Here is a 20,198-nt window from a genome sequence, read left to right on the forward strand (position 1 = left end):
GACGGGGCGAGGAAGGCAGCTTCAGCGCTGGCGCTCTACCCCTCCATCCTCGCCGCCTTCTCCAGCGCAGCCAGCTGCGTCTCGTCCAACGTCAGAAATCCCATAATGTGCTGCACCACTTCAGCCCGCGCATTGCTGAGCGCGCTGTGCAGCTCGAAACCGTTCGGCGTTCTCGTCCTGGCCATCCATTCGCCATAGGACGGGCGGCGGTAGTAGCCGACGGTTGCCGCGAGGTCGGCCAGCACCATTTCGCCGTCTTCGCCGGAAAACACCCGGAGATAGGCCTTGGCCAGCGCGTCGCGCGCCTTGGCGGGGCCGCCGGCCTGGCCGGCACGGGCGAAGCGTTTGCCGCTCATGCGCGCTGCTCCGGCGCGGCCGGCACGGCCGTCGCCTGCCTGTTGGCGGCTGGCGCGGCCGGCACGGCCGTCGCTTGCCCGCCGGCGCCCGCCTGCAGCATCAATGCATCGAGTAACCCGCTGTCGCGCGCCTGCACCGCTGCCGGCACCGCGTCCTTGGCGACCTTGCCGGCGGAGGCGATCGCCGCCATGCCGGCCTGGGCTTGTTGGGCCTGTGCTCTTGCTCCACGCAGACCTTCCACCTCCTCCTTGCGGCGAAAGATGCGCTGCGGGCTGCGGCCGGCGCTCTGCACGATCTTCAGCGCTTCGTCGCCGTCGATATTGTCCATGATGCCGGGATCGAACTGCGCCATCTGCATGGCCGTCGTCACCACCTGGATGGTGTCGCGCGCCTCGGCCGAGCGGCGCAGCACATCGAGCGGGCCGGTGAAGGTCGGCCGCACCGCCTTGCCGGCGAGGCTGTCCGGCGGCGCGAAGCGGCTGTCCTCGTCATAAAGCCCCTTGTCCTCGAGAATTCCGAGCTCGCGGTCGAGATTCGAGGCAAAGCCGGCCTGGATGATCGAGCCCGAGGGGCCGAGCAGCGCGCCCTTCTCCTCCTGGCGGATTAGCGCCTCCGTCGCCGTCATCTGCGGGTTCTGCACCAGCGTCTGGAACAAATTGACGAACATCATGTCGCGGATTTCTTCTGCCCGGCTCGCCGCGTAGTTGAAGGCATAGGTCGGGTTCTGCCCGGTCGCGATCGGCTGGATCACCGGCCTTCCATTGTCGTCGATGAGGCCGGGATAATTCTCACCGGGGTTGAGCACCGGGACATAATCGAGCCTGGCCTTGGACGCCGTGGCCGGATCGGTGATCTGCTGCAGGGCGCGAAGGCCCGAGCGGCGCACCGCGTTCTCCTCGCGAACCGTCGTCAGCGCCTCGATAGCAGGCGAAATGCCATAGGGGTCGCCCTCGTAGCGGCGCCAGTTGAAGGTCGACACCGGGAAGGACCGAAAACCGCTCTCCCTGACGATCTCCTCCTCGTCCTCGATGACGTGATAGGAGGCAAAGGCCGTGTCGAGATACTGATAGTCGCCGGAAAGCCGGTACATCTTGCGCTCGTCGCGCGGCTGGATGCACTGGATCAGCGAGATCCTCGTCTCGCATTTGGCGGGATCGTCGACCAGCATCTTGATCCGCGCCGGCAGCTTTTCGTAGCCGAGCAGCTGCGAGGCCTGCCTTGCCGTGCGCTCGTAGCGGCGATGGAAAATGTCGACCTGGCCCCAGCGGTTGCGGGCGAGATAGCCCTCGACCACGGGGATCGAGGCATAGCGGATCAGCGTGCCGCCAAAGCCTTCCTCGGCATAGAGATAGGCCGGACCGTAGCGCACGACATTGCGCAGGCAAGCCTGCGTTGCCGGAACGAAATTGGAGTTGGCGGAATAGCGCAACGCAAACAGGAAATCGCGCAAGCCTTCCGCCCATTCCTTCTCCTCGTCGGTCTCCTCGTCGTTCATTTCTGCGGTGGTCAGCCCGTGCCATTTTTCCGACTGCGGGATGATCAGGCTTTCGAGCCCGGCGGCGAGGCGATTGGCGGCCGAGTTGATGGTGTTGGCATAGACGCGGGCACCGCGCCGCTCCTGCCGCTCGGCCTGCGAATCCGGTCCGCCGCTCCTGCGCCCGCTCCAGACATCGGGCGCATCGGGATCGCAGAATTCCGCCACCTGCTCCCACACCGCCTCGTACTGAGAGCGCTCGGTCTCGAGCTCGGATTGGCGGGACAGGATATCGCGGGCACGGGAATCGGTCATGAGGGGCTCGCTGGGTAGGATGTGAATGGACGGCGAAGTGTCCAGCCGATAGATGGGTAACACTTTGAACCGGATACATAGGTGACACTTCTCTCCCCCTATGCGTCCGCCGCATCGCCAAGCGGATTGGTTGGCGCGGCGCTGCGGCGGACAAGCTTCATGTGCCGTGTGTCGATGATGCCGAGCGGGTGGGCATGGAATGAGAGTGTCCATTGTCCGTCTTCGGTCTCCAACGCAGCGACCGGTTCGCCCGCCAGCGATTGCGAGACATATATGAAGCCACCATTCCATCGGATCTCGCCATTGTGGCGCACGCGGCGGACCGAGGCCTCGGCCGGATAGACGGGCTCGGGTGGTGTCCTGGGCATGGCGCGCTGTGAGGACCGGTAGTGCTGGGCGGGCGTATCCATGCCCAGCGCCTCATGGGGACGTTCCTCATTGTAGCTGTGGCGGAAGGTCTCGAAGGCCTGGCCCTGTGCCGTTCGGTCGGCTTCCGGTGCCTCGGCCATCGGCAGCATGGTCAGGTGAAAGCGCTCGTGACGTCCGTTCTGCTGTGGCCTGCCGGGTGCGATCCGCTCCAGGGTGATGCCGAGCTTGATGAAGCGCACGACAAGCGGCGTCAGCCCGGTGACGCCGGCCGATGCGAAGGGCGGGCCATTGTCGCTTCTGAAGCGATCCGGCAGGCCATGCTCTTCAGACAGCCGTTCGAACACCGGCCAGGCTTCGCTATCGGCCGTCGACCCCGTCGCTTCGAGCGCCAGAAGATAGCGGCTCGACGCATCCATCACCGTCAAGGGTTCGCAACGCCAGCCGTCGCGGGTCCGGAACCAGCCCTTGTGATCGCCAGTCCACACCGCGTTCGGTTCTTGCGGCTGTGGCCAGGGTCCATTGCCGCAGGCCCGCAGGCGGGGTCGCTTGCGGGCGCGGACAAGCCCATGCCGCGCAAGGATCGCGCCGACCGTCGAGGCTGAAGGCCACATGAACTCGGGAGCCGTGCGCCTGAGCCGTGCCACGATCTTCTTTGGACCCCAAAGCGGATGCAGCTCCTTGGCCGCCACAATCCGCTCAACCAGATCCTGAGCTGTCGCACGGCCATGATTGAGCGGGGCTCGCGGCAGGTCGTGCAAACCCTCAGGCCAAACGTCCGATAGCGTCCTAGCCATTTGTAGCCGTTCTTGCGTGAGATCCCGTAGACCGCACAAAGCGCAACCATCGTCTCATCCCCAGAAAGACACTCCACAACAAACCGTAGCCGCTCGTCCATGATGCCAGTCTCTCGCCAAACCATCGCCGGTCCTCCGGCGGACAAGAAAACTGTCACCCATGCTATCGGTCCATTCTGTTACCTATCTATCCGGTTCGGACAGAAGCGGCGCTTCTCCCCACTTGAGGGGGGAGATGGCCGGCAGGCCAGAGGGGGTCGCCGCGCGTAGAGCGCTAGCCTCATATGCGGTGGTGGAAGGTCGCGTCCGGTCGCACCGCCCCCCTCTGTCGCCTTCGGCGACATCTCCCCCTCGAGGGGGGAGATCGGCAGCGTCAGCCGACTACGCGCTGCGCTTGATGCCCTCGAGCACCGGCGCAGTTTTCCGGCCAAAGCGCTGGACGACGAAGCGGCCCGCCTTCTGGCCGGGGACCTCGATCAGAGTGTAGGTGATCCAGGACAGCAACGTCACCGTCGGCAGCACAACGGCAACGACGATGGCGAAGCGCAGCGGCGCCGACAGTTGGTGGTCGAACTCACTGATGACGAACGCCGCGATGGGCTGCAGCACCAGCAGATGGATCAGGTAGATGCTGAAGGAAAGCTCGCCCATCAGGTGGAAGAACCGGTTGCTGAGCGTCACGGCGATCGCTCGCGCCAGCGTTCCCGCCCTTCCAGGCAGCATGCGGTAGAGAACCAGCGCAAAGAAGCCCGCCACCAGCGCTTCGCGCACCAGAAGCTTGCCCAGCCCCTGGCCGCCGCCAAAGGGCAGCGCCGCCAAAAGCATGGCCAATGCCAGATAGCGGAACGGCCTCGGTCGGGTTTGATGCACGACTCCGGCCAGCAGCATCCCGCACAGGAATATCTGCATCTTCAGCGGCAGAAAGGACGGCATCGGAAAATGGATCGACAACAGCCGCATCGCAAACACGATGACGCAGCCGATCGCCGCGACCACAAGGGCGCTCCTGATCCAGTCCAGCTTGCGCACCAGCAGCATGACGGCCGGGAACATGGCATAGAACTGCATCTCCAGCCCCAGGCTCCAGTCAGGCAGCGGCGTGCGATAGGCGAGGTTCGGCACCAGCCCAAACAGGAAGGTGAGATGAGCGACGATGTTTTTCAGGCTGCCGTCGAGGTAGCGTTCCGGCGCCTGGTGCGATCTGGAGAGGAACTCGTCGATGATGATCCTGCAATCGTAGAGATAGGGGCCAAGCGCCAGCGCCAGGAAAAGCATGACATAGAACAGCGGCGCGATCCTGAAATAGCGGCGCGTCCAGAATTTCAGCCAGGTTTCCGGTCTTTGCCAAGGCTCCTTTTCCTGGCGCAGCTGATAGTGGAACACCATCAGGAAGCCGGACAGCATGATGAACAGGCCGACGCCGAGATCCGGCTCGCCGACGATCGGAACTTGCCAGCCGGTCAAAAGCATGCAGTGCCCGACCAGCACCCAGATCGCCGCAAGCGCGCGAAGCCCGTCCAGGCATTCGATGCGCGACGACTTGATGACGCTGGTTTCGTAGCTAGCCATGTTGCACTGCAGCATGGCGCCTGAGGAGCGATTGTCAAGCCGCTGAGAGATGACGAATTGCTACACCCTCCCCCTTGTGGGGAGGGTCGGCGAGTTCGCTTTGCAAAGCAAAGCGAGGGAGACGGGGTTGGGGTGCAGCGCAGACCCCACCCCGCAGGCTGAACCGCACGTACCGTGCGGCTCAGCCTACGACCCTCCCCACAAGGGGGAGGGTAAGATGCGTCACCGCCTTCTCACCAGCCTGGCATGCCGTCGCCAGTACCACCACGCCAGCACGCGCTTGCTGAAACTGCGTTTCATCGCGGTCATGGTCATACCCCCAGCAGAACGCGGCGCTGGCCGGTGAGGTTGCCGGGCGCGAGGTCGGTTTTCACCGTCGCCGCCGTGCCCTGGCGCTGTTCGAGTTCAGTCCGCAGGGCGGCCTCGCGCGCCTGCACGTCCTTGTCTTCAATGGTCGGGGTCGGTGGCAGCGGCTTCAGCGCCGGCGGCTTTTGAAAGAGACACATGGTTCCAGCCTTCTCTTGTCCAGTCGTAGAGGAAAAAATCTTCGCCGTTGCGGCCATATCCAGGCAACCGGCAGCGTTGGGTGGCGCCGAGCCGGCCGAGCCAGCGCAGAGCCAGTTCGTTGGCGGCGAGCGCCCGCGCCTCGACCCGCCACGCGCCCCGCGCCGCGACCTGCGGCCCCAGCACAGCATGAAAATGCGCGGTAATCCCAGGCACACAGCGCTTCATGCGGCGCGTGCCCCAGCTCCAGGCGATCCACAGCCCGCCGCGCTGTTCGGCAGCGCCAAAGCCGGCCTCCGGATTGCCGTCTAGCTCGGCAACATAGGCAAAGCCCTGCAGCGCGGTGACCGCCAGCAGGGCCGGCGACCAATGGTCAAGCTGGCAGTCGATCTCGGCCCGGTCCTCGGCACGCAGATTGGCGGCGATGTAGGAGAGATCGCGCAGCGTGGCGGGAATGATGCGGACGGCCATGCGTGGACCTTCGTCAGTCGAGAAGCGAAGCCATCGTCAGTGAAGGAAGCGAGACGTCCCCCATCCTTCGTCATCCTATGGCGAAGCAAGGAGCGAAGCGACGCGGCGCAGACCCCTGGAGCTGCTCCGCAGCCCAAGGGATCCATGCCGTGACCTGCGAGCGGTGCAGCGGTGCAGCGGTGCAGCGGTGCAGAATTCTGAGGCGCTGCATTCTCTCGCAATCGTCGCGGCATCCGCACCGGCTATCGCGCAAACAAAACCCGCCTGGTGGCGGGTCACTGGCGCAAATCAGCACCATGGATAGAAGTATACCATTGCTGCCCTCACCCGTCAACGGATTTAAGAATAAAATCCTACTGCCCGTCGACAGGAGGCATCGCCCTTGTGAATGCTCAGTCCTTGTTCGGTTTCGCCGCCATCCGGCTGTCGATCTCGCTCAACTTGGCCAGGATGCCTTCCTGCGCGCGCACCATCTGCTGCTGAACGCGGATGAGTTTGAATGCGAGCCAGATGCTCACCCACAGCTGCGCCACCAGATAAACCAGCAATGGCAGGTAGGAAATAATGTATGCGAGAATGCTGGTTTCCGCTTCCATGATGATGCCTCAGGTTGCTGATGCCGAACGCATCGTAAGGTCATTCCGCAAAAACCGATGATTGGCGAGCCACGGTGAACAGTACAGAGGCTCTCGCCTCACTCGCCTCCCCCGCAGCCGGTTCCGATGCACGTCAAGCCGTATTCTTTCATCAGCCGGCGGGTGACCAAATCCCTGATCCGCTCCTTCTGCGCGTCACTCAGCCCTCCGTGGGACACTCTTCGATAGCGTAGCCGGCAGCGACGTCCGGGTTACCCTGATCGCGTGCCTTGCTTAGAACGCAGGAGAATGCCCTCCATTCTTTCTTTGAAGGGTGATTGCCGACGCGGGCACGGCGTAGACAAGGCCAAGGGAAAGGCTCGCGAGCAGGACTGAACGTGCCTTCCACAAACTCCCAGATTGCTCCCTCACTCGCCGTCCCCGCAGCCGGTTCCGATGCATTTCAAACCGCTCTCCCTCATCAAGCGGCCAATAACCAGGTCCGGCGTCGGGCACTCATCTATGACAAAGTTTGCTGCACCTCTGGATTACCCATAGTGCGCGCTTTTTTCAATCCTATCCCATATCCTTCCCAGCGATGTCAGCACTTGCTACAACCAAAATGGCGCTATAGCTTGCAACATACAATTTAAGAGAGCACCCTTGCGATCACTCATTCTCGCCCCAGTTGTCGCTCCAAGAGCCAACGTCATGAGAGCATTTGGCTTCGCCTTCGGCCTCCTGGCGCTGTCGGCGCTGCCTGCGGTGGCCAAAGAGCCAATCAAATGGACCGTTTCAGTAAGCGGCGGGAGCGAAATCGAGATCCCCGTCTTCTTCAAGGACGACGATGGTCGAGAGCTTTTGACGGACGGCGTAAGCCACGGCACAACGTTTTCCTCGAAAGAGTATGGAGTCTATCTTCGTCAATACGGAATATTCGACGAGCCGGACAAGCGTCCGTTCGAATACATCAAGGAAAAGACCTCAAGCGAGGGCAAGGCAACGTATACAATTGACAAGCCATCGCTTGGTGTAATTTCCGGCACCACGCCGGATGGTACAAGGGTCTTCTACGGTATGTGCCAAAAGCGGATTATCGTCACTTGCTTTGACATTGCATATGACAAGAAGAAACAGGCGGTGCTTGATCCAATTGTTGAGCGCATTGCCAGGTCATTTCGCAAAAATGGGTAATCGGCGCACATACAGTTCGGTATGCAAATCTCAGAACCAATCACTTGTCGGGCTCGGATGGCCGCTTTGCTGCGTTGGCGGGTAAGGCCACTAGGGTAGTTCCTTCAGATAAGGCTTTAACAGATCGGCGTAGTCCGAAGCTGTCGCATATACCCCATAAGTACCGTGCCGAAGTTCGGCAATCGCGCTATCTATATCCGTGGCATCGTTAGCTTTGGGCCAAGATTGTTTCATGACTGCAATGCGGTCGCGAATGGCGTCTTCAAGGGTGGCGTATTTGCGAAAAGGTAGTTTAACTTTCACACGTTGGCCATTTCTTTCCTCGTGGGTCCAAAGAAGTTGCGTAGCACCCTTCCATGAACTGTTGGCCTTGATGCCAAAATAGTTGAAACCGGGGACACTCCTGCCGTTGCCAGTTTCGTGCGCGGCTTGAGCGGCCATCAGGCGGGCTTGCGTGTCGGTTAGGCCAAGGCTCTTGCCAGCCTGATAGAAAACGTTGACGAATTTCTTGCGGCTGCCTTTGGCGGCGAGAATTTCCGCGCTAAAGTTGCCATTCCCTTTCTCGAACTGCTTGATACCCTCGTCAACACCAAAAGCAGCGATGAACGGCTCGGCGCCGGTCTTCGAGTTGAATGCCGTCCCCGGGTCGGCGCCCGCGCTGATTGGACTTTCCGCGTCGGGCTCGCTCGCCGCTTGGTTACGGTTGCCAAAAACATCGGGCGCGCGATTGGCAAGCTGAACATCTATTGGCAGATCATCCTGAAACGGCTGCTTTATTCGTTCATCTGGCGTGAGTTGGGGGGCGCCACTGCTTTTCTCGGTCAACCCATCGGAACTAAACGGCTGCCCAAAGTACATCGGTCTTTCGAGCAAGCCGGCTTCGACGAATTGCCGCGACATCGCCAGCCTGACGTACGGATCGGCGGTTCCCGCAAGCAGATCACCCACTTTTGTCTTCATGTCTTGCGGGGCCAGGCCTCCAAGACCTTTCAGCACGGACCTTGGCACGGGCTGGACTTTCTCGATGCCGAGATACTGCTGGGCCGCGAGACTGAGTGCAATCGCCTCTTGGGCGGCCGCGGGGCTGTATTCGCCTTGACCAAGCAGCGCGCGCCAGGCCGCATTCACTTGCGGAAAGGCTTTGCTGGCCTGGCCGGCCGGATCGTTCCTTCTGGCCTCCAACGCTTGCTGAGCCGCGGCAGCGGTCACCTGATATCGCGACTGGCCATCAGGGGAATGTCCTATGTTAGCCGCCGCTTCGAGAAGCTGAGCCTTTATGTCCCGGTCCGGCATGGCGCGCATTTCAAAGGCTTGCTTGCCTGCTTTTACCTCCTGGTCGAATTTCGCGAATTGCCGGCCGCCCTCCTTCGCTCCATAGACCGACACGAACGCTTCCGGCCCCGGCAAGACGCCGGCATAGTTGCCGTCGCTGGCAAAGGCCTTCGGCCCGTGTTGAGAAGCAAGAGAAATGTCGGCGCCGGCCCCGATCAGTTGGGATGCGTCGGCCGCATGCGCCTGCCGCAGAAGACCGTCGGTGGTCTCGGGTGAAAGGTCGGCAAGCAGGGCAGCGACGGGCCGATCCCCATCCAGCGCCCGCTCTATCTTTTCATAGAGCGGCGCAAGCGCGGCGGACTGGTCCTGAGCGCCGGGCAGTTCGCCGGTGTCGTCGGTTTGCTCATCGGCGCCGTCAAGAATCATGCCTTTGCCGGTCTCCATTATTCCTGCCCTCCATTTTCCCCTGATGTCTGCTGAGCAGCCGGCGGCGCTTTGCCCCGTTGGCCGAGCGCGGCACTCAACATATCCAGCGCGCGCCTGGGGTCCTGCACGATCAGCGTTTCCATCCGCGCCTTTGCCGTGCTCTCTCGCCATGAGGCTTCGGCCCGCAGCCTGGCCTGCGGATCGAGATACATCTTGGAGATAAGATCGAGGCCGGTCCGGCGGGCTGCGTCGAAAGTGGGCTGGTCGTTCGGATCGCTTAGCTTGATCGTGTTGAGCCCGGCAGCCTGGACGCCGGCCAGTTGGTCTTGCTCGTACTGCCTGCGGCGATCAAGTTGCTGCTGTGCCATCCGTAGGGCGCCGGCCTCGCGCAGCGTTGTCTTACGGCTTGCAAGATCGGGACGAATCTCCGCCGGCGCCTGCTTCACAAAATTGTCGAACAGCGTATCGAAGCGGCCCGTCTGCAAAACCCGCCCGGTATGCGGATCGACCTGGCCGTACATTCCATCATGCAGGCCCGCCCCGTCCGCGGACGCATTGGCAACAGCGTCGGCTTCCGCTTTGGCAAGCTCGCCGTCCAGCGCGCGCGTCGCGATTTCCGTGTCGAAAGCATTCTGCTGCGCCAGGCGCTGCTCGTAACGGTCCGCGACAGCCTGCCAGTATTCGTCGAGCGGCTGGACAGCACCCGCCTGCGGGCCGGCCGGGTACTGCTGCTCGTTGCCGGAGGCTTTCCTGCGCCGACCGACGGACAAAGGAATGATGTGAACCATTTGTTTTTCCTGCCTGGCTGGATTTGAAAAAAGGACGAGATCGCACGCACGATCTGGGGCAGCGGCTTCCAGATGCCTGGAGAAACCGGCCGGTATGCCGCCTCAAGGGCGGAGAATTGCCGAAATGCCGCTACCGAAACGCCTGCAGCGGATCGCTCTGCCCTACCGGCTTGCGGGCACTCTTGAACTCCGCCGGATCGACGACCGCTTCCCGCAGCATCATCAAGCCGTAGCGCGTCGCCGCCATCAAATCGTCGCGCAGCTTGACCACATGGCCGTCCTTGCGGTGGTAGAGGCGAAACTCCTCGAACCAGGGCAGCAAGGTCGAAAACACCTTGAAGCGGCCGGACTGCATGCGGTCGAGCATTTCCATCAGCCCGGCCTCGACCGAGACCGAGCCGTCGGCAAAGCGGGCGTGGCCGGTGAGCATGTTCAAGCCGTGGGCGGCATATTGCCTGGCGAGCGCCGTGCCCGCCCCTTCCAGCGTCTCGCGGCGGCCGTCGCGCGGCCAGGCCCAGGGCAGCCATTCGCCCCATGGCTTCAGCGCCAGCACCTGCATCGCCGGCGTCTGCTGCGAGGCCCTGGCTGCTTTGGTGACGTAAACGATATCAGCCTCCGTATCCCAGGCGAGTTCGACGGCGGCCGAGGGATGGTCCCATCCGAAATCGAGCGCGCCGATCCGCGGCCAGTAGCGCGGCAGCCGGAACGGCTCGCAGGCGATCAGCTCCTCGGCAATGGGAAAGATGCGGCCGGAGCCCAGCACCGGAACGCCGCGCGCCCGCGCCTCGCGCTCATGCTCGGGATAGGCGGCGACGATCGCGGCGCGCTCGTCCGGCGAATAATGTTCGGCGTCATCGATGGTCATGAAGGTGACGTGACGGGTCATGGGGCCTGCCGGATTGATTCGGGATGCCGTGATATGGCTTTGTTCGCACACGATATTTTTGGGCCGGTGCGCGGCGGGTCTTCCCTTCTCCCCTTGTGGGAGAAGGTGTCGCCGAAGGCGACGGATGAGGGGTGTTCCAGGGAACGCCGACGCGTCACTCCGCTGGAACACCCCTCATCCGTCTCGGCGCTATCGCGCCGATCCACCTTCTCCCACAAGGGGGGAAGGAAGAGCGCGCACCTCACCCGTCAAGAACCGCAACACCACGTCGCTCATGCCCAGCAGCGGCGTGAACGTCACGATGGTGATGCCGCCCGTCGCGTTGGTGCGGGTCAGGCCTTCGGAATAGATATCGAGCGGCGGCTCCTCGTCGAACCAGACGCCGTGCAGGGTTTCGCCCTGCCACTTTTCGCGGCCCTTCTCATAGCTCTTGAACGAAAGCACCGATTCATCGGCCTGCACGTCGCCGCCGCCGCCCCAGCGCACCACGATGCTGTCGAGCGCGCCCGGGGCGCCGCGGCCCATGGTCGTGTGCAGGATGGCGTTGGCCGGGATCATGCCGGTGCCCCATGCCGCCTGCTGCTGCGGCGGGCCGACCAGCACGCGCTGCGGGTTGTCGCGCGTGCCCTCCCCCGTCACGCCGGCAGCCCATAGCCTGACGGGGGTGTCGAAGGTCTTGCCCTGCCACCACGCGGGGTAGCGGCCGGTGAGATGCATGGCCCATTCGGCGCCGCCGGCCCTGGTCTTGCCGAGCTGGTTGCCGGCCATGAACAGACGTTCCCGGTTCTGCGCGCCGGCGGCGTGAAACTGCGCCTGCCTGGGATAAGGCCGGTAGGCGGCAAGCTGGTTAGTCCTGCGCCTGCGGTCCAGCTCCTGCAGCAGCGCCAGATAGTGGCGGCGCGCCTTCAGGCTGGTCGCCAAACGGCCCGAGGACGGCTTCGAGGCCGCGGATGCGGCGGCGGATCTCGTCATCGCTCAGGGCTTCCAGATTGTCAGATGAAACATGCAAATCCTTGGCCAGATCCTTGGGCAGCACCGATTGCACGATCTTCAGATACTGGTCGGGCTTGTCGGCCCGGACCGCGGCAATGACGCCGGCTCCATGGGCGCGGAAGTCGGCGCGCACCGCGTCGAGGAAATCATCGCCAAGCGTCTTCTTCGTCCGCTTCGGCTTGGCAGCGGCGGCGGCAGGCGCCTTGCGGTCAGGGCGCGCACGCGGCGCCGTCCGGTCAGCCATGATCCGAGATCCCGGCGGGCTCGGCGGTCGCTGCCTGCTTCGCCTGCTTTGCCGGCCTTGCCCGCTTGATCTTGCCGGACTTGATCTTGCCGGACTTGCGCCGTGCCGATTTTGGCCTTGACCGTTTTGGGGCGGCCTTGCGGGCTGCATCAGCGGCCGGCGCGTGGCGCTTTCCGGCAGACGCGGCTTTCAGGCTTGCCCTGGCGATCGCCCTTGCGTCGTGCGCGCCGCGCGGAAAGCCGAAGCCGCCGATGGCATCGACAGGACCACCGCGAACCATGCCGATCAGCACGCCCGGCACGACCGGCTCGATACGGCCGATGCGCGCCTGCGGGGCAGCGCCCTCGAACACGCCAATGGCGCTGACGACCTCGCGGCCGTCATCGTCGGTGATGATGGTGGCATAGCGGTTGGACAAGGGAGGCCTCGCGGATAAGGCAGAATGAACCGAGGATAGCGTTCCTTCACGCCCCCCTCTGTCCTGCCGGACATCTCCCCCTCAAGGGGGGAGATTGGCAGCTCCAGGGTCGCGACCAATTTGCAGCGCTGACGATTGGCGAAAGCAAGGCGGCAGTCCGATCTCCCCCCCGTGTGGGGGTTGAGGAGTGGTCCGCGCAGCGGACGGAAAGCCAATTGCTTGGCTTTCCGAACGACGAACGTCCGGCAGGCCAGAGGGGGGCTGTCCCGCCGACATCCGATATCCGCACGTTGTGGGCATCAGGAAAACAAAACCCGCCTCGTGGGCGGGTCGGTGGCGCAAATCAGCACCATGGACAAATAATAGCAAAGCTGCCCTCACCCGTCAATGCAGATAAGAAATAATTCCTACTCCGGTCAAAGCCTCGTCCTTGGCGGCGGCGCGCATTGCGCGAGGGCCGCATCGATGGGATGCTGGGTCTCGTCGGAGAGCGAAATGAGCGATGTGACCAGTCACTATGGCAGCGGCGGCATTGTCGAGCGCATCCTGTCGGCTGTGCCGGACGCAAAGGCCGGCAGCCTCGCAGCCAAACAACTCTATCCGTTCGATCAGCTTCATGGCCGCGAGCTGATCGCCACGCAGGACCATGCTGCGCGTCTTGCGCCCTCCGCCGGCGATCGGGTCCTGGACATCGGCAGCGGCATTGGCGGCCCGGCCCGGTTCCTTGCCGAGACCTATGGGTGCAGCGTCGACGGCGTCGACCTGACGCAGGCGTTCGTCGAGGCATCCCGCCGATTGACCGAGCTCTGCGGCCTCGGCGACAAAGTGCGTTTCCATGAGGCCGATGCGACAAGGCTGCCTTTTGCGGACGACACATTCGACGCGGCGATCTGCTTCTATGTCGGCATGAATATCGCCGACAAGGCGGCGGTCATCGGGCAAGCGTGGCGCGTACTGAAGCCGAAGGCCAGGCTTGTCTGGACCGAGGCGGTGCTGGCGGACGGCGAGCCTCACTATCCCTTGCCTTGGGCGGTGTCGGCTGTGGCCAGCCATCTCGTCGACCGCGAAACCCTGAAGGCTCTGTTTGCTTCAGCCGGATTCCAGGTCGACGACGTCATCGACGAAACCGGCGATCACGTCGAGCTGGCGTTGAAACGGGCAAATTCCAGCATGGTTCCGTCGCCCGCCCAGCAGCAGGCCAATGAGATCGTGCTCGGCGCCGAGTTCGTGCATCGGCGAAAAAACTACATAAGCAGCCTGAGCGAGGGAAAACTCGCGTCACTGGCCATCATCGCTTCCAAGCCGGCCTGAAACAAAAAACCCGCCTCGGCGGCGGGTTGGTGGCGCAAATCAGCAACATCGACAAATCATAGCATAGCTGCCCTCACCGGTCAAGATATGTCAGGAAAGAATTCCTACATCGACATCGATCGGAGACTCGGCGATGCTAGCGCTACCACATCCGGCGTCAAGTCATATGCATATGTTCTAAAGTGCCATGCCGTCGGCGGATGTTGTCTGATAATTTGTCCTTTGGCATCAAGGGGGCAAAAGAAGCCATGTCTGAGGACAAAATCCGAAATATAAATCTGACCGCCGACATCGTCGCGGCATTCGTGCGCAACAATTCAGTGCCTCCGGATAGCCTGCCGGCGTTGATCGAGAGCGTCAATGCAGCGCTCGCGGCCGTGGACAATCCCGTTGCTCCGCCGCAACCTGCGCCTGAGCCCGCGGTCAACCGCAAGCGCTCGGTAACGCCGAATTTCATTTACTGCCTCGAGGATGGCAAGAAGTTCAGGTCGCTGCGGCGTCATCTCGGCTCCGCCCATGGCATGACGCCGGAAGCCTATCGCGCCAAATGGGACCTGCCCGGCGACTATCCGATGACGGCGCCCAGCTACGCCGCCAAGCGCTCGGAGCTGGCAAAGGAGTTCGGGCTCGGCATCAGGACACCCGAGGCCCCGGCCGCCAAGGCGCCGGCCAAGAGCAAGACCAAGGCGTAAAGGCACGCCCCCTCCGTGCCGTACGCCTGCTGGAGGACGATCGTGGTGGCCGGAGAGCCCAATGACGTTCGCGTGGAACGTGTGGACCGCCGCCAATGGGCGGTGCTGGTTGCCGAGAATGGCACGGTGACCCAGCATCTGTTCATGGCCCAGGAAGCGGCCGAGGAGTTTGCCGACGGCGAGCGGACAAGGCTCGGCCTTCCCGCCAGGCCGCCGGCGGCGGATCCGCTGGCCTGAACAGTCCTTCAACGGGCTGCAGGATACAAGACGCAGCCTTCGACAGGCCGTCTAGCGACTGGTCATTAGCTGGCTCTTATGGAATCATTCCACTCCAACTCGGGGGAGAGCGGGATGGACAAACCAGCCATGGCATCCGTGTTCAGGATGCGGCAAGCGCCAGCCACTGTTTCGGGCGTTCGCAGCGTCGGCCAAGGCCAGGCCGATCCGGTCATCGGCAGAAGGCCGCTCGGCGAGGCGATCCGCTTCGTCATCGACGCCCATCCCCATTACGACATCAGCTGCGTTTCGATCGCCTATGGCGACGGCTCGGCCCCGCGCCTCGGCAGCCGGGAGGTCAAGGCGCTGTGGGCCGAATATGGCCGCCGCTGGATGGAAGAGTAGCGCAGGCCATCGGCCGACGCCTATCGCTTGCATCCCCGTCCGGATCGTAACAGCGGCTCATGCGTTGAGCGTGAGCCAAATGGGAGCAACAGCCATGAACGTCGCCAATCTGCAACTCGAAGGCCTGCTGATGGCCGTCGCCTCGATCAATCAGGTGCTGGTGCGCAAGGGCCTGCTCACGGTGGAGGATATCGACATTGCGCTGCGCAAGGCCGAGGCCATCGAAACCGGCGAGGAGCGGTCCGACGGCATGTCGGAGTCCAACCGCGACGCCGTCAACTTTCCGATCCGACTGCTGGAACTGGCCAATCAATGCCAGCCGGAGGCGGACATGCCGTCCTTCTCGAAACTGGCCCGCATGGTCGGCCAGATGAAGGAACCCTACAACGACCAGATGTGAGGCGGTCTGCCGACGCGGGGCCTCACCCTCGGCCAAGTTTCGAGGCAAGCACGCTGCCCGGTCCATGCACGGCGGCAAACAGCAGGCCGGCGGCGAACGGGAAATGGGACATGAAGGCGCCGAACTCGGCCTGGTTGCCGGCCCAGTGCGACGGACCGTGGAAGGCAAAGCCTAGGAAGACCACGTAGACGGCGGCGACCACGGCGGCCGGCGTGAAGAACGCTCCGGTCAGCAAGGCGATCACCAGCAGCGTTTCGAGGATCGCGGCGCACCAGGCCAGAAACAGCGGGAACGGGAAGCCGGCGGCGGCGATGTAGCCGGCGGTCATGTTCATATCCATGAACTTGAACGCTGCCCCCATCGCGAACATGGCGGCCAGGGTCAGGCGGGCGATGAGAATGGCCGCTGTCTGCCACGGCGATTGAACGGCTTCCATGATGTTCTCCAAAGGTTTGCAACGGGTTCGTCCCAAGGACGGGCGCCACGCCTCCGATCCTACACCAGCCCGCGAAATTCTTTCCCGGCAAAGCCGGACCTCGCAAAAGGAGGCGCTTGCAATCCTCTTGCCGCGCGTGGCCGCTCAGAGCTTCGCCATCAGTTCCCGCCCCAGCCGCTTCGGCGGCTCGGCCCGAAGCACCACATTGGTCGTCACCGCGCCGTAGCGGCCGATGGCGTCGACGATGCTTTCGAGGTCGGGCGGCGACGGGACGACCACCTTGACCAGAAAACAATCCTCGCCGGTCACCCGCAGCACCTCAACCACTTCCGGCATGGCCGCGAATTTCTTCAGGCAGGTCTGGATGTGCTCATGCGTGGTGCGCAGGCGGATCATGGCCATGGTGCCGAGACCAAGGGCGGTGGGATCGATCGCGGCCCGGTAGCCGGCGATGATGCCGCGCTCCTCCAGCCGCTTCACCCGCTCCGACGTCGCGGGCTGGGACAGGCCGACGCGGCGGCCGAGTTCGGAAATGCCGATGCGGCCGTCCTCCTGCATGATCTCGATGATCGCCATGTCGGTCGGGTCGAGCCGTGGCCGGTAATCGCCGTTTGCCATGAACACCTTCAATCCATCGGAATTCTTCGTCGCTTTCCGATGATCTCTCATTCCGCGAACAAGGAGAAGCCCTAGGATTAGGGCATCATCTGCGGCGAAGAAACAGGATTTTCCATGACCGACTTCATCATTCTGCCGGGCAGCGGCGGATCGGGCGAGGCCCACTGGCAGACACGCTGGCAGCAGGCCAACCCGGCGATGCGCCGCTTCAGCCCGGCAAGCTGGGAGCTGCCGGATTTCGACGACTGGGTGGCGGCGCTGGACGTCGCGGTGTCACAGGCAAAGACCCCGCCGGTGCTCGTCGCCCACAGTCTCAGCTGCCTGCTGGTCGCGCATTGGCAGGCGGTGTCGAGCCGTCGGATCGGCGGGGCGTTTCTGGTTGCGGTTCCCGACCCGGCCTCGCCGGTCTATCCCGCTTACGGAATTCCCTTCGCCGATACGCCGCGCGGGCCGCTTCGCTTCCCCTCGCTGATCGTGGCCAGCACCGACGATCCCTATGATCCGAACGGCTATGCCGGTGAGAAAGCCACACAATGGGGCAGCGAACTGCACATCGCCGGGCCGCTTGGTCACATCAACAGCAATAGCGGGCTGGGCGACTGGCCGGCGGGAATGGAGCTGCTGACGGCCTTCGTGAGAGACAGACAGGCCGACCACGCAATCGCACCGTAGGCGCCCGAAGCGTGCGCGCGGGCTTGCCCCGACTTGTCCCGCCAGCTATCTCTCGGGAGGGGCGTTTGTGAGGGAGCCTGCGAATGGTGTCCGTCCGATATCTGGTCCGCGATGTCGATCTGTCCATCGCGTTTTATACGAGCCATCTGGGCTTCGCGCTGAAGCAGCAATTCGGTCCGGCGATGGCCATCCTGACGCGCGGCGACCTCTCGCTCTGGCTCGCCGGTCCCTTGGCGTCGGCAGCCAGGCCGATGCCGGACGGCCGGACACCCGAGCCGGGCGGATGGAACCGCTTCGTGCTCGAGGTCGAGCAATTGCCGGCAATCGTGACTGAGATGGGCGAGGCCGGCGTGGGGTTCCGCAACCAGATCGTCGAAGGTCCGGGCGGGCGACAGATTCTTTGTGAAGACCCGTCCGGCAACGTGATCGAGCTGTTCGGGCCAAGCTAGACTTCGGCCGTCGCCTCGGATTCGGCGCCGGGCTTTGCCTGGCCTTCCCACTGCCGCTCCGCCTCTGCTTTGCGCTTCGGACAATCCTCGTAGTCATGCTCTCGCGAACCGCAATAGGAGCAGCATTTTGCCGGCGTGTCGGTTCGAAGCATTGTGGCCATGCACAAGAATGCACGAAAATTCATCCGGTTGCAGCAGCGTCTGCGACGTCGCTGCTGGGATGCGTGACCGCCAGCCTGGCGCCGCCCTCAATAGCCGCCGCCGAGGATCGGCAGAATCTCGGCGGCAGACATTGCGCGCGGCGCGTATTCGTCCGGCCTATATCAAAGTTAAATGCGGATGGTGGGGGTGAGGTGGTAGGTGATCGCCATGGGGGGACTCTCAACGCGCTCGAGGTGTCCCATGGACGTTCGAAATCTGATTGCCAAACTGTCTGCCGCGGTACTGCACCGCCGCGCCGCGTCTTCGCCGATACTGTACAGGCCGATCCGCAACTCGCTCGCCGACATCCCGTTGAAGCCGGCGCCGCGGCCGCCTTATCGTCCGCATCGGCCGATCTGGCCGGCAAGCAACATGTAGCTCGCCGGGCTGCAACCAGTTTGTGATTTCCTCGTTTATGGCGATCCCGTTTTCAAGGAGGCAAGTGATGAGATCGATCCGGGCGAGACGCGAATGGTTTGGATGGTGAGCGCATGAGCCGTTTTCTGCCCCTGACGATCAGATTCGTGGACGGAAGCGCGATGACGGTGTCGTCGATCGCCGACGCCAGGAGGGCGCTAGGCGGAACATGGAAGAACAAGCAGACGGCGGCCTACAAGGCGGCCGACAGGCTGGTGGACGACGCGTTGAACGGCATTTGCCGCCCGGACATCGCCTTTGCCGCTTTCCAGAATGCCGCCGCCCAACAGGGCTTGCTGAAGCCGGCCAAGCCAAGTGCCGCCCTTGCCATGCTCGACGAATTGGCGTCGCTGGATGGGCATCGTTGAAAGACCGGCTGACGGATTGCCGGCGATGTCATGGCGAACGGCGGATGGCCTATCTCGGCTCGCGGTTCATGCTGAGATAAGTCGGGTCGAACTCGGCGATTTCCACCAGTTGCTGCCAGTCCAGAATGGTCACCATGTAATTCGCCCAGCCGATCACACCGATCTTGCGCAGCGCGCCGATGACCCGGTTCATGTGGACGACCGAAAGCCCAAGCACATCGGCCAGTTCCGCCTGCGACAGGGGAAGCCGGAAACTCATGCCGTTGGTCTGCTTGACGACCTGGAGCCGCACGAACAGCTCGCACACAAGATGCGCCAGATGCGAAGTCTTGGACCGCCGGCCCATGGCCACGATCCATTCCCGATGGATGGCGCCATCGACGAGCGTGTCCAGCCAAAGCAAGCGGCTGAGATGAGGTGCCTGTTCGGTGATCGTCCTTAGCCGACTGTGGTCGGCGGCGATCACCCGGCATGGCGACAAAGCTATAATGCCATGGTCCATTGTCTTGAGCAGGAAGGCGTGCAAATCGACAAAATCGCCTGGCACCTGCAACGAGGTGAACTGGCGCCCGCCATCCTCCAGCACTTTGTAGCGCGCCGCCAGACCCTCGATGATGAGCGTGCTGTAGCCTGGCCTCGATCCCTCGGAAACGATGTCCTGACCGGTGGCAAAATCCATCTCGATGGTCATGGCGGCGGCCAGCAGCCCCTTTTCCTGCTCGGACAAAGCGTCATGCTGGCCAAGGTTGAGATAAAGCGGTTCTAGCATCGAGGATCCAGTTCGAGATTTCGTGGACATTCGTGGCCTAGCCAAACGCCGGAGATCGGGTGCGGTTGCAATCGGCCGGCACGGCGACGGCTCCTGGCAGGAAATCTGCTCAGGACACAGTCGCATGGAACCATGGGTGCGGGTTGGGATTTAATCCATGTCGCTCAAAAATGGCCCCGATTTTGAGACAACGACATGCATAAAAACACAGACCTGAAGCGCGTCGCCTGCGCCCTTTCAACCGCGACGCGCTTTAGCGTTCTCCAGCAGGGACTTGCACATATGGAACGGTTCTACTTCGACTTGTACAACGCCGAGACCCAGATTGACGAAGAGGGGCAGCTTTTTCCCAGCCGGGAGCGTGCGGGAGCCGAAGCGCTGCGCATATTGCACGATGTGGCGCGCGACGAGATTCCGGAGGGCGACCACCGGCGGATCACTGTCAAGATGCTGAACGAGAACAGGGAGCAGATATTCGAAGCGTCGCTGACCATGGCGTCGCTGTGGAGTTGAACTCGTCGACCCTGTCGAGGACTGTATGGAACCTCTTGCCCTCCCCTCTGTTTCCTAAGGAGGGCCAGCGGCAGAAGCTGCA

Annotated in this window: 25 protein-coding genes and 3 pseudogenes; 11 read left to right on the forward strand and 17 right to left on the reverse strand. The window is 63.0% G+C overall.

Annotation, left to right across the window (positions count from 1 at the left end; genetic code table 11):
• Positions 1 to 35 precede the first annotated feature (35 nt).
• From NKL06_RS03790 to NKL06_RS03825, 7 genes and pseudogenes are all read right to left on the reverse strand, one after another.
• Complete coding sequence (locus tag NKL06_RS03790) at positions 36 to 356, reverse strand: Bbp19 family protein (RefSeq protein ID WP_027049706.1); 321 nt, start codon at positions 354 to 356, stop codon at positions 36 to 38.
• Positions 353 to 2,146 (reverse strand): portal protein, encoded by a 1,794-nt coding sequence (locus tag NKL06_RS03795; protein ID WP_352580042.1) that lies wholly within the window; start codon positions 2,144 to 2,146, stop codon positions 353 to 355. Before NKL06_RS03795 ends, NKL06_RS03790 begins: the two co-directional genes overlap by 4 nt.
• A gap of 98 nt (positions 2,147 to 2,244) precedes the next feature.
• Positions 2,245 to 3,434 (reverse strand): annotated as a pseudogene (locus NKL06_RS03800) (integrase core domain-containing protein).
• 256 nt (positions 3,435 to 3,690) lie between these two features.
• Positions 3,691 to 4,878 carry an acyltransferase family protein gene (locus tag NKL06_RS03810; RefSeq protein WP_352580044.1) on the reverse strand — a complete coding sequence of 396 codons (1,188 nt, stop codon included), beginning with the start codon at positions 4,876 to 4,878 and terminating at the stop codon, positions 3,691 to 3,693.
• 311 nt (positions 4,879 to 5,189) lie between these two features.
• Positions 5,190 to 5,315 (reverse strand): hypothetical protein, encoded by a 126-nt coding sequence (locus NKL06_RS03815; protein WP_023693734.1) that lies wholly within the window; start codon positions 5,313 to 5,315, stop codon positions 5,190 to 5,192.
• A gap of 10 nt (positions 5,316 to 5,325) precedes the next feature.
• On the reverse strand, positions 5,326 to 5,853 hold the full coding sequence (locus NKL06_RS03820; RefSeq protein ID WP_023693735.1) for a hypothetical protein: 528 nt from the start codon (positions 5,851 to 5,853) through the stop codon (positions 5,326 to 5,328).
• A 392-nt stretch (positions 5,854 to 6,245) separates the two neighbouring features.
• Complete coding sequence (locus tag NKL06_RS03825) at positions 6,246 to 6,449, reverse strand: hypothetical protein (RefSeq protein WP_023693736.1); 204 nt, start codon at positions 6,447 to 6,449, stop codon at positions 6,246 to 6,248.
• Between the two features lie 690 nt (positions 6,450 to 7,139).
• On the opposite strand from NKL06_RS03825, the gene NKL06_RS03830 reads away from it, so the two are divergent.
• Positions 7,140 to 7,622, forward strand: coding sequence for a hypothetical protein (locus NKL06_RS03830; RefSeq protein ID WP_023693737.1), 483 nt, complete (start codon positions 7,140 to 7,142; stop codon positions 7,620 to 7,622).
• Between the two features lie 90 nt (positions 7,623 to 7,712).
• On the opposite strand, the gene NKL06_RS03835 is transcribed toward NKL06_RS03830, so the two are convergent.
• From NKL06_RS03835 to NKL06_RS03860, 6 genes and pseudogenes are all read right to left on the reverse strand, one after another.
• On the reverse strand, positions 7,713 to 9,338 hold the full coding sequence (locus NKL06_RS03835; RefSeq protein WP_023693738.1) for a glycoside hydrolase family 73 protein: 1,626 nt from the start codon (positions 9,336 to 9,338) through the stop codon (positions 7,713 to 7,715).
• The gene (locus NKL06_RS03840) at positions 9,338 to 10,108 is read right to left on the reverse strand and encodes a hypothetical protein (RefSeq protein WP_023693739.1); all 771 of its coding nucleotides are present in this window, start codon (positions 10,106 to 10,108) and stop codon (positions 9,338 to 9,340) included. Before NKL06_RS03840 ends, NKL06_RS03835 begins: the two co-directional genes overlap by 1 nt.
• A gap of 130 nt (positions 10,109 to 10,238) precedes the next feature.
• A pseudogene (locus NKL06_RS03845) lies at positions 10,239 to 10,988 on the reverse strand (phage terminase large subunit family protein); the annotation flags it as partial.
• Between the two features lie 255 nt (positions 10,989 to 11,243).
• Positions 11,244 to 11,915: pseudogene (locus NKL06_RS03850) on the reverse strand (terminase large subunit domain-containing protein); the annotation flags it as partial.
• Complete coding sequence (locus tag NKL06_RS03855; protein ID WP_023693740.1) at positions 11,842 to 12,231, reverse strand: hypothetical protein; 390 nt, start codon at positions 12,229 to 12,231, stop codon at positions 11,842 to 11,844. The pseudogene NKL06_RS03850 and the gene NKL06_RS03855, both read right to left, overlap by 74 nt.
• A complete protein-coding gene (locus NKL06_RS03860; protein WP_023693741.1) occupies positions 12,224 to 12,649 on the reverse strand; it encodes a hypothetical protein in 426 nt (141 codons plus the stop codon). The genes NKL06_RS03855 and NKL06_RS03860 overlap by 8 nt, the downstream gene beginning before the upstream one ends.
• 495 nt (positions 12,650 to 13,144) lie before the next feature.
• Here NKL06_RS03860 and NKL06_RS03865 point away from each other — a divergent pair, with 495 nt between their 5' ends.
• From NKL06_RS03865 to NKL06_RS03885, 5 genes are all read left to right on the forward strand, one after another.
• Positions 13,145 to 13,960, forward strand: coding sequence for a class I SAM-dependent methyltransferase (locus NKL06_RS03865; RefSeq protein WP_023693742.1), 816 nt, complete (start codon positions 13,145 to 13,147; stop codon positions 13,958 to 13,960).
• Between the two features lie 248 nt (positions 13,961 to 14,208).
• A complete protein-coding gene (locus tag NKL06_RS03870) occupies positions 14,209 to 14,652 on the forward strand; it encodes a Ros/MucR family transcriptional regulator (RefSeq protein WP_023671447.1) in 444 nt (147 codons plus the stop codon).
• Between the two features lie 72 nt (positions 14,653 to 14,724).
• Positions 14,725 to 14,889 carry a hypothetical protein gene (locus tag NKL06_RS03875; protein WP_023685951.1) on the forward strand — a complete coding sequence of 55 codons (165 nt, stop codon included), beginning with the start codon at positions 14,725 to 14,727 and terminating at the stop codon, positions 14,887 to 14,889.
• Positions 14,890 to 15,003: 114 nt separating this feature from the next.
• The gene (locus NKL06_RS03880; protein ID WP_023671445.1) at positions 15,004 to 15,273 is read left to right on the forward strand and encodes a hypothetical protein; all 270 of its coding nucleotides are present in this window, start codon (positions 15,004 to 15,006) and stop codon (positions 15,271 to 15,273) included.
• Positions 15,274 to 15,367: 94 nt separating this feature from the next.
• Positions 15,368 to 15,673: a hypothetical protein gene (locus tag NKL06_RS03885; RefSeq protein WP_023671444.1), complete on the forward strand. Its 306-nt coding sequence runs from the start codon at positions 15,368 to 15,370 to the stop codon at positions 15,671 to 15,673.
• Positions 15,674 to 15,695: 22 nt separating this feature from the next.
• On the opposite strand, the gene NKL06_RS03890 is transcribed toward NKL06_RS03885, so the two are convergent.
• Entirely contained in the window at positions 15,696 to 16,109 is a 414-nt protein-coding gene (locus tag NKL06_RS03890; protein ID WP_023693743.1) for a DoxX family protein, read from the reverse strand.
• 144 nt (positions 16,110 to 16,253) lie between these two features.
• Positions 16,254 to 16,727 (reverse strand): Lrp/AsnC family transcriptional regulator, encoded by a 474-nt coding sequence (locus NKL06_RS03895; protein ID WP_023693744.1) that lies wholly within the window; start codon positions 16,725 to 16,727, stop codon positions 16,254 to 16,256.
• Between the two features lie 114 nt (positions 16,728 to 16,841).
• Between NKL06_RS03895 and NKL06_RS03900 the strand changes: the two genes are divergently transcribed.
• The gene (locus tag NKL06_RS03900) at positions 16,842 to 17,399 is read left to right on the forward strand and encodes an RBBP9/YdeN family alpha/beta hydrolase (protein WP_023693745.1); all 558 of its coding nucleotides are present in this window, start codon (positions 16,842 to 16,844) and stop codon (positions 17,397 to 17,399) included.
• Between the two features lie 83 nt (positions 17,400 to 17,482).
• Positions 17,483 to 17,848: a VOC family protein gene (locus NKL06_RS03905; RefSeq protein ID WP_023693746.1), complete on the forward strand. Its 366-nt coding sequence runs from the start codon at positions 17,483 to 17,485 to the stop codon at positions 17,846 to 17,848.
• Here the strand turns inward: NKL06_RS03905 and NKL06_RS03910 are convergent.
• Entirely contained in the window at positions 17,845 to 18,009 is a 165-nt protein-coding gene (locus NKL06_RS03910; protein WP_023685945.1) for a hypothetical protein, read from the reverse strand. The genes NKL06_RS03905 and NKL06_RS03910 overlap by 4 nt on opposite strands.
• Positions 18,010 to 18,250: 241 nt before the next feature.
• On the opposite strand from NKL06_RS03910, the gene NKL06_RS03915 reads away from it, so the two are divergent.
• Together NKL06_RS03915 and NKL06_RS03920 are read left to right on the forward strand one after the other, a co-directional pair.
• On the forward strand, positions 18,251 to 18,427 hold the full coding sequence (locus NKL06_RS03915; RefSeq protein ID WP_023693747.1) for a hypothetical protein: 177 nt from the start codon (positions 18,251 to 18,253) through the stop codon (positions 18,425 to 18,427).
• Positions 18,428 to 18,540: 113 nt separating this feature from the next.
• A complete protein-coding gene (locus tag NKL06_RS03920; protein ID WP_023685943.1) occupies positions 18,541 to 18,834 on the forward strand; it encodes a DUF982 domain-containing protein in 294 nt (97 codons plus the stop codon).
• Between the two features lie 49 nt (positions 18,835 to 18,883).
• Here the strand turns inward: NKL06_RS03920 and NKL06_RS03925 are convergent, their stop codons facing one another.
• A complete protein-coding gene (locus tag NKL06_RS03925) occupies positions 18,884 to 19,603 on the reverse strand; it encodes a Crp/Fnr family transcriptional regulator (RefSeq protein ID WP_023671436.1) in 720 nt (239 codons plus the stop codon).
• A 195-nt stretch (positions 19,604 to 19,798) separates the two neighbouring features.
• Between NKL06_RS03925 and NKL06_RS03930 the strand changes: the two genes are divergently transcribed.
• The gene (locus NKL06_RS03930; RefSeq protein WP_023753170.1) at positions 19,799 to 20,116 is read left to right on the forward strand and encodes a DUF6894 family protein; all 318 of its coding nucleotides are present in this window, start codon (positions 19,799 to 19,801) and stop codon (positions 20,114 to 20,116) included.
• Positions 20,117 to 20,198: the final 82 nt, after the last annotated feature.

This window comes from Mesorhizobium sp. C268A (assembly GCF_040324475.1).
In the GTDB taxonomy this organism is placed as follows: Bacteria; Pseudomonadota; Alphaproteobacteria; order Rhizobiales; family Rhizobiaceae; genus Mesorhizobium.

Coding starts and splice junctions, on each gene's coding strand:
- NKL06_RS03790 (WP_027049706.1), bottom strand. CDS start 356: ATGAGCGGCAAACGCTTCGCCCGTGCCGGCCAGGCCGGCGGCCCCGCC.
- NKL06_RS03795 (WP_352580042.1), bottom strand. CDS start 2,146: ATGACCGATTCCCGTGCCCGCGATATCCTGTCCCGCCAATCCGAGCTC.
- NKL06_RS03810 (WP_352580044.1), bottom strand. CDS start 4,878: ATGGCTAGCTACGAAACCAGCGTCATCAAGTCGTCGCGCATCGAATGC.
- NKL06_RS03820 (WP_023693735.1), bottom strand. CDS start 5,853: ATGGCCGTCCGCATCATTCCCGCCACGCTGCGCGATCTCTCCTACATC.
- NKL06_RS03825 (WP_023693736.1), bottom strand. CDS start 6,449: ATGGAAGCGGAAACCAGCATTCTCGCATACATTATTTCCTACCTGCCA.
- NKL06_RS03830 (WP_023693737.1), top strand. CDS start 7,140: ATGAGAGCATTTGGCTTCGCCTTCGGCCTCCTGGCGCTGTCGGCGCTG.
- NKL06_RS03835 (WP_023693738.1), bottom strand. CDS start 9,338: ATGGAGACCGGCAAAGGCATGATTCTTGACGGCGCCGATGAGCAAACC.
- NKL06_RS03840 (WP_023693739.1), bottom strand. CDS start 10,108: ATGGTTCACATCATTCCTTTGTCCGTCGGTCGGCGCAGGAAAGCCTCC.
- NKL06_RS03855 (WP_023693740.1), bottom strand. CDS start 12,231: ATGGCTGACCGGACGGCGCCGCGTGCGCGCCCTGACCGCAAGGCGCCT.
- NKL06_RS03865 (WP_023693742.1), top strand. CDS start 13,145: ATGAGCGATGTGACCAGTCACTATGGCAGCGGCGGCATTGTCGAGCGC.
- NKL06_RS03870 (WP_023671447.1), top strand. CDS start 14,209: ATGTCTGAGGACAAAATCCGAAATATAAATCTGACCGCCGACATCGTC.
- NKL06_RS03880 (WP_023671445.1), top strand. CDS start 15,004: ATGGACAAACCAGCCATGGCATCCGTGTTCAGGATGCGGCAAGCGCCA.
- NKL06_RS03885 (WP_023671444.1), top strand. CDS start 15,368: ATGAACGTCGCCAATCTGCAACTCGAAGGCCTGCTGATGGCCGTCGCC.
- NKL06_RS03890 (WP_023693743.1), bottom strand. CDS start 16,109: ATGGAAGCCGTTCAATCGCCGTGGCAGACAGCGGCCATTCTCATCGCC.
- NKL06_RS03895 (WP_023693744.1), bottom strand. CDS start 16,727: ATGGCAAACGGCGATTACCGGCCACGGCTCGACCCGACCGACATGGCG.
- NKL06_RS03900 (WP_023693745.1), top strand. CDS start 16,842: ATGACCGACTTCATCATTCTGCCGGGCAGCGGCGGATCGGGCGAGGCC.
- NKL06_RS03905 (WP_023693746.1), top strand. CDS start 17,483: ATGGTGTCCGTCCGATATCTGGTCCGCGATGTCGATCTGTCCATCGCG.
- NKL06_RS03910 (WP_023685945.1), bottom strand. CDS start 18,009: ATGGCCACAATGCTTCGAACCGACACGCCGGCAAAATGCTGCTCCTAT.
- NKL06_RS03915 (WP_023693747.1), top strand. CDS start 18,251: ATGGACGTTCGAAATCTGATTGCCAAACTGTCTGCCGCGGTACTGCAC.
- NKL06_RS03920 (WP_023685943.1), top strand. CDS start 18,541: ATGAGCCGTTTTCTGCCCCTGACGATCAGATTCGTGGACGGAAGCGCG.
- NKL06_RS03925 (WP_023671436.1), bottom strand. CDS start 19,603: ATGCTAGAACCGCTTTATCTCAACCTTGGCCAGCATGACGCTTTGTCC.
- NKL06_RS03930 (WP_023753170.1), top strand. CDS start 19,799: ATGCATAAAAACACAGACCTGAAGCGCGTCGCCTGCGCCCTTTCAACC.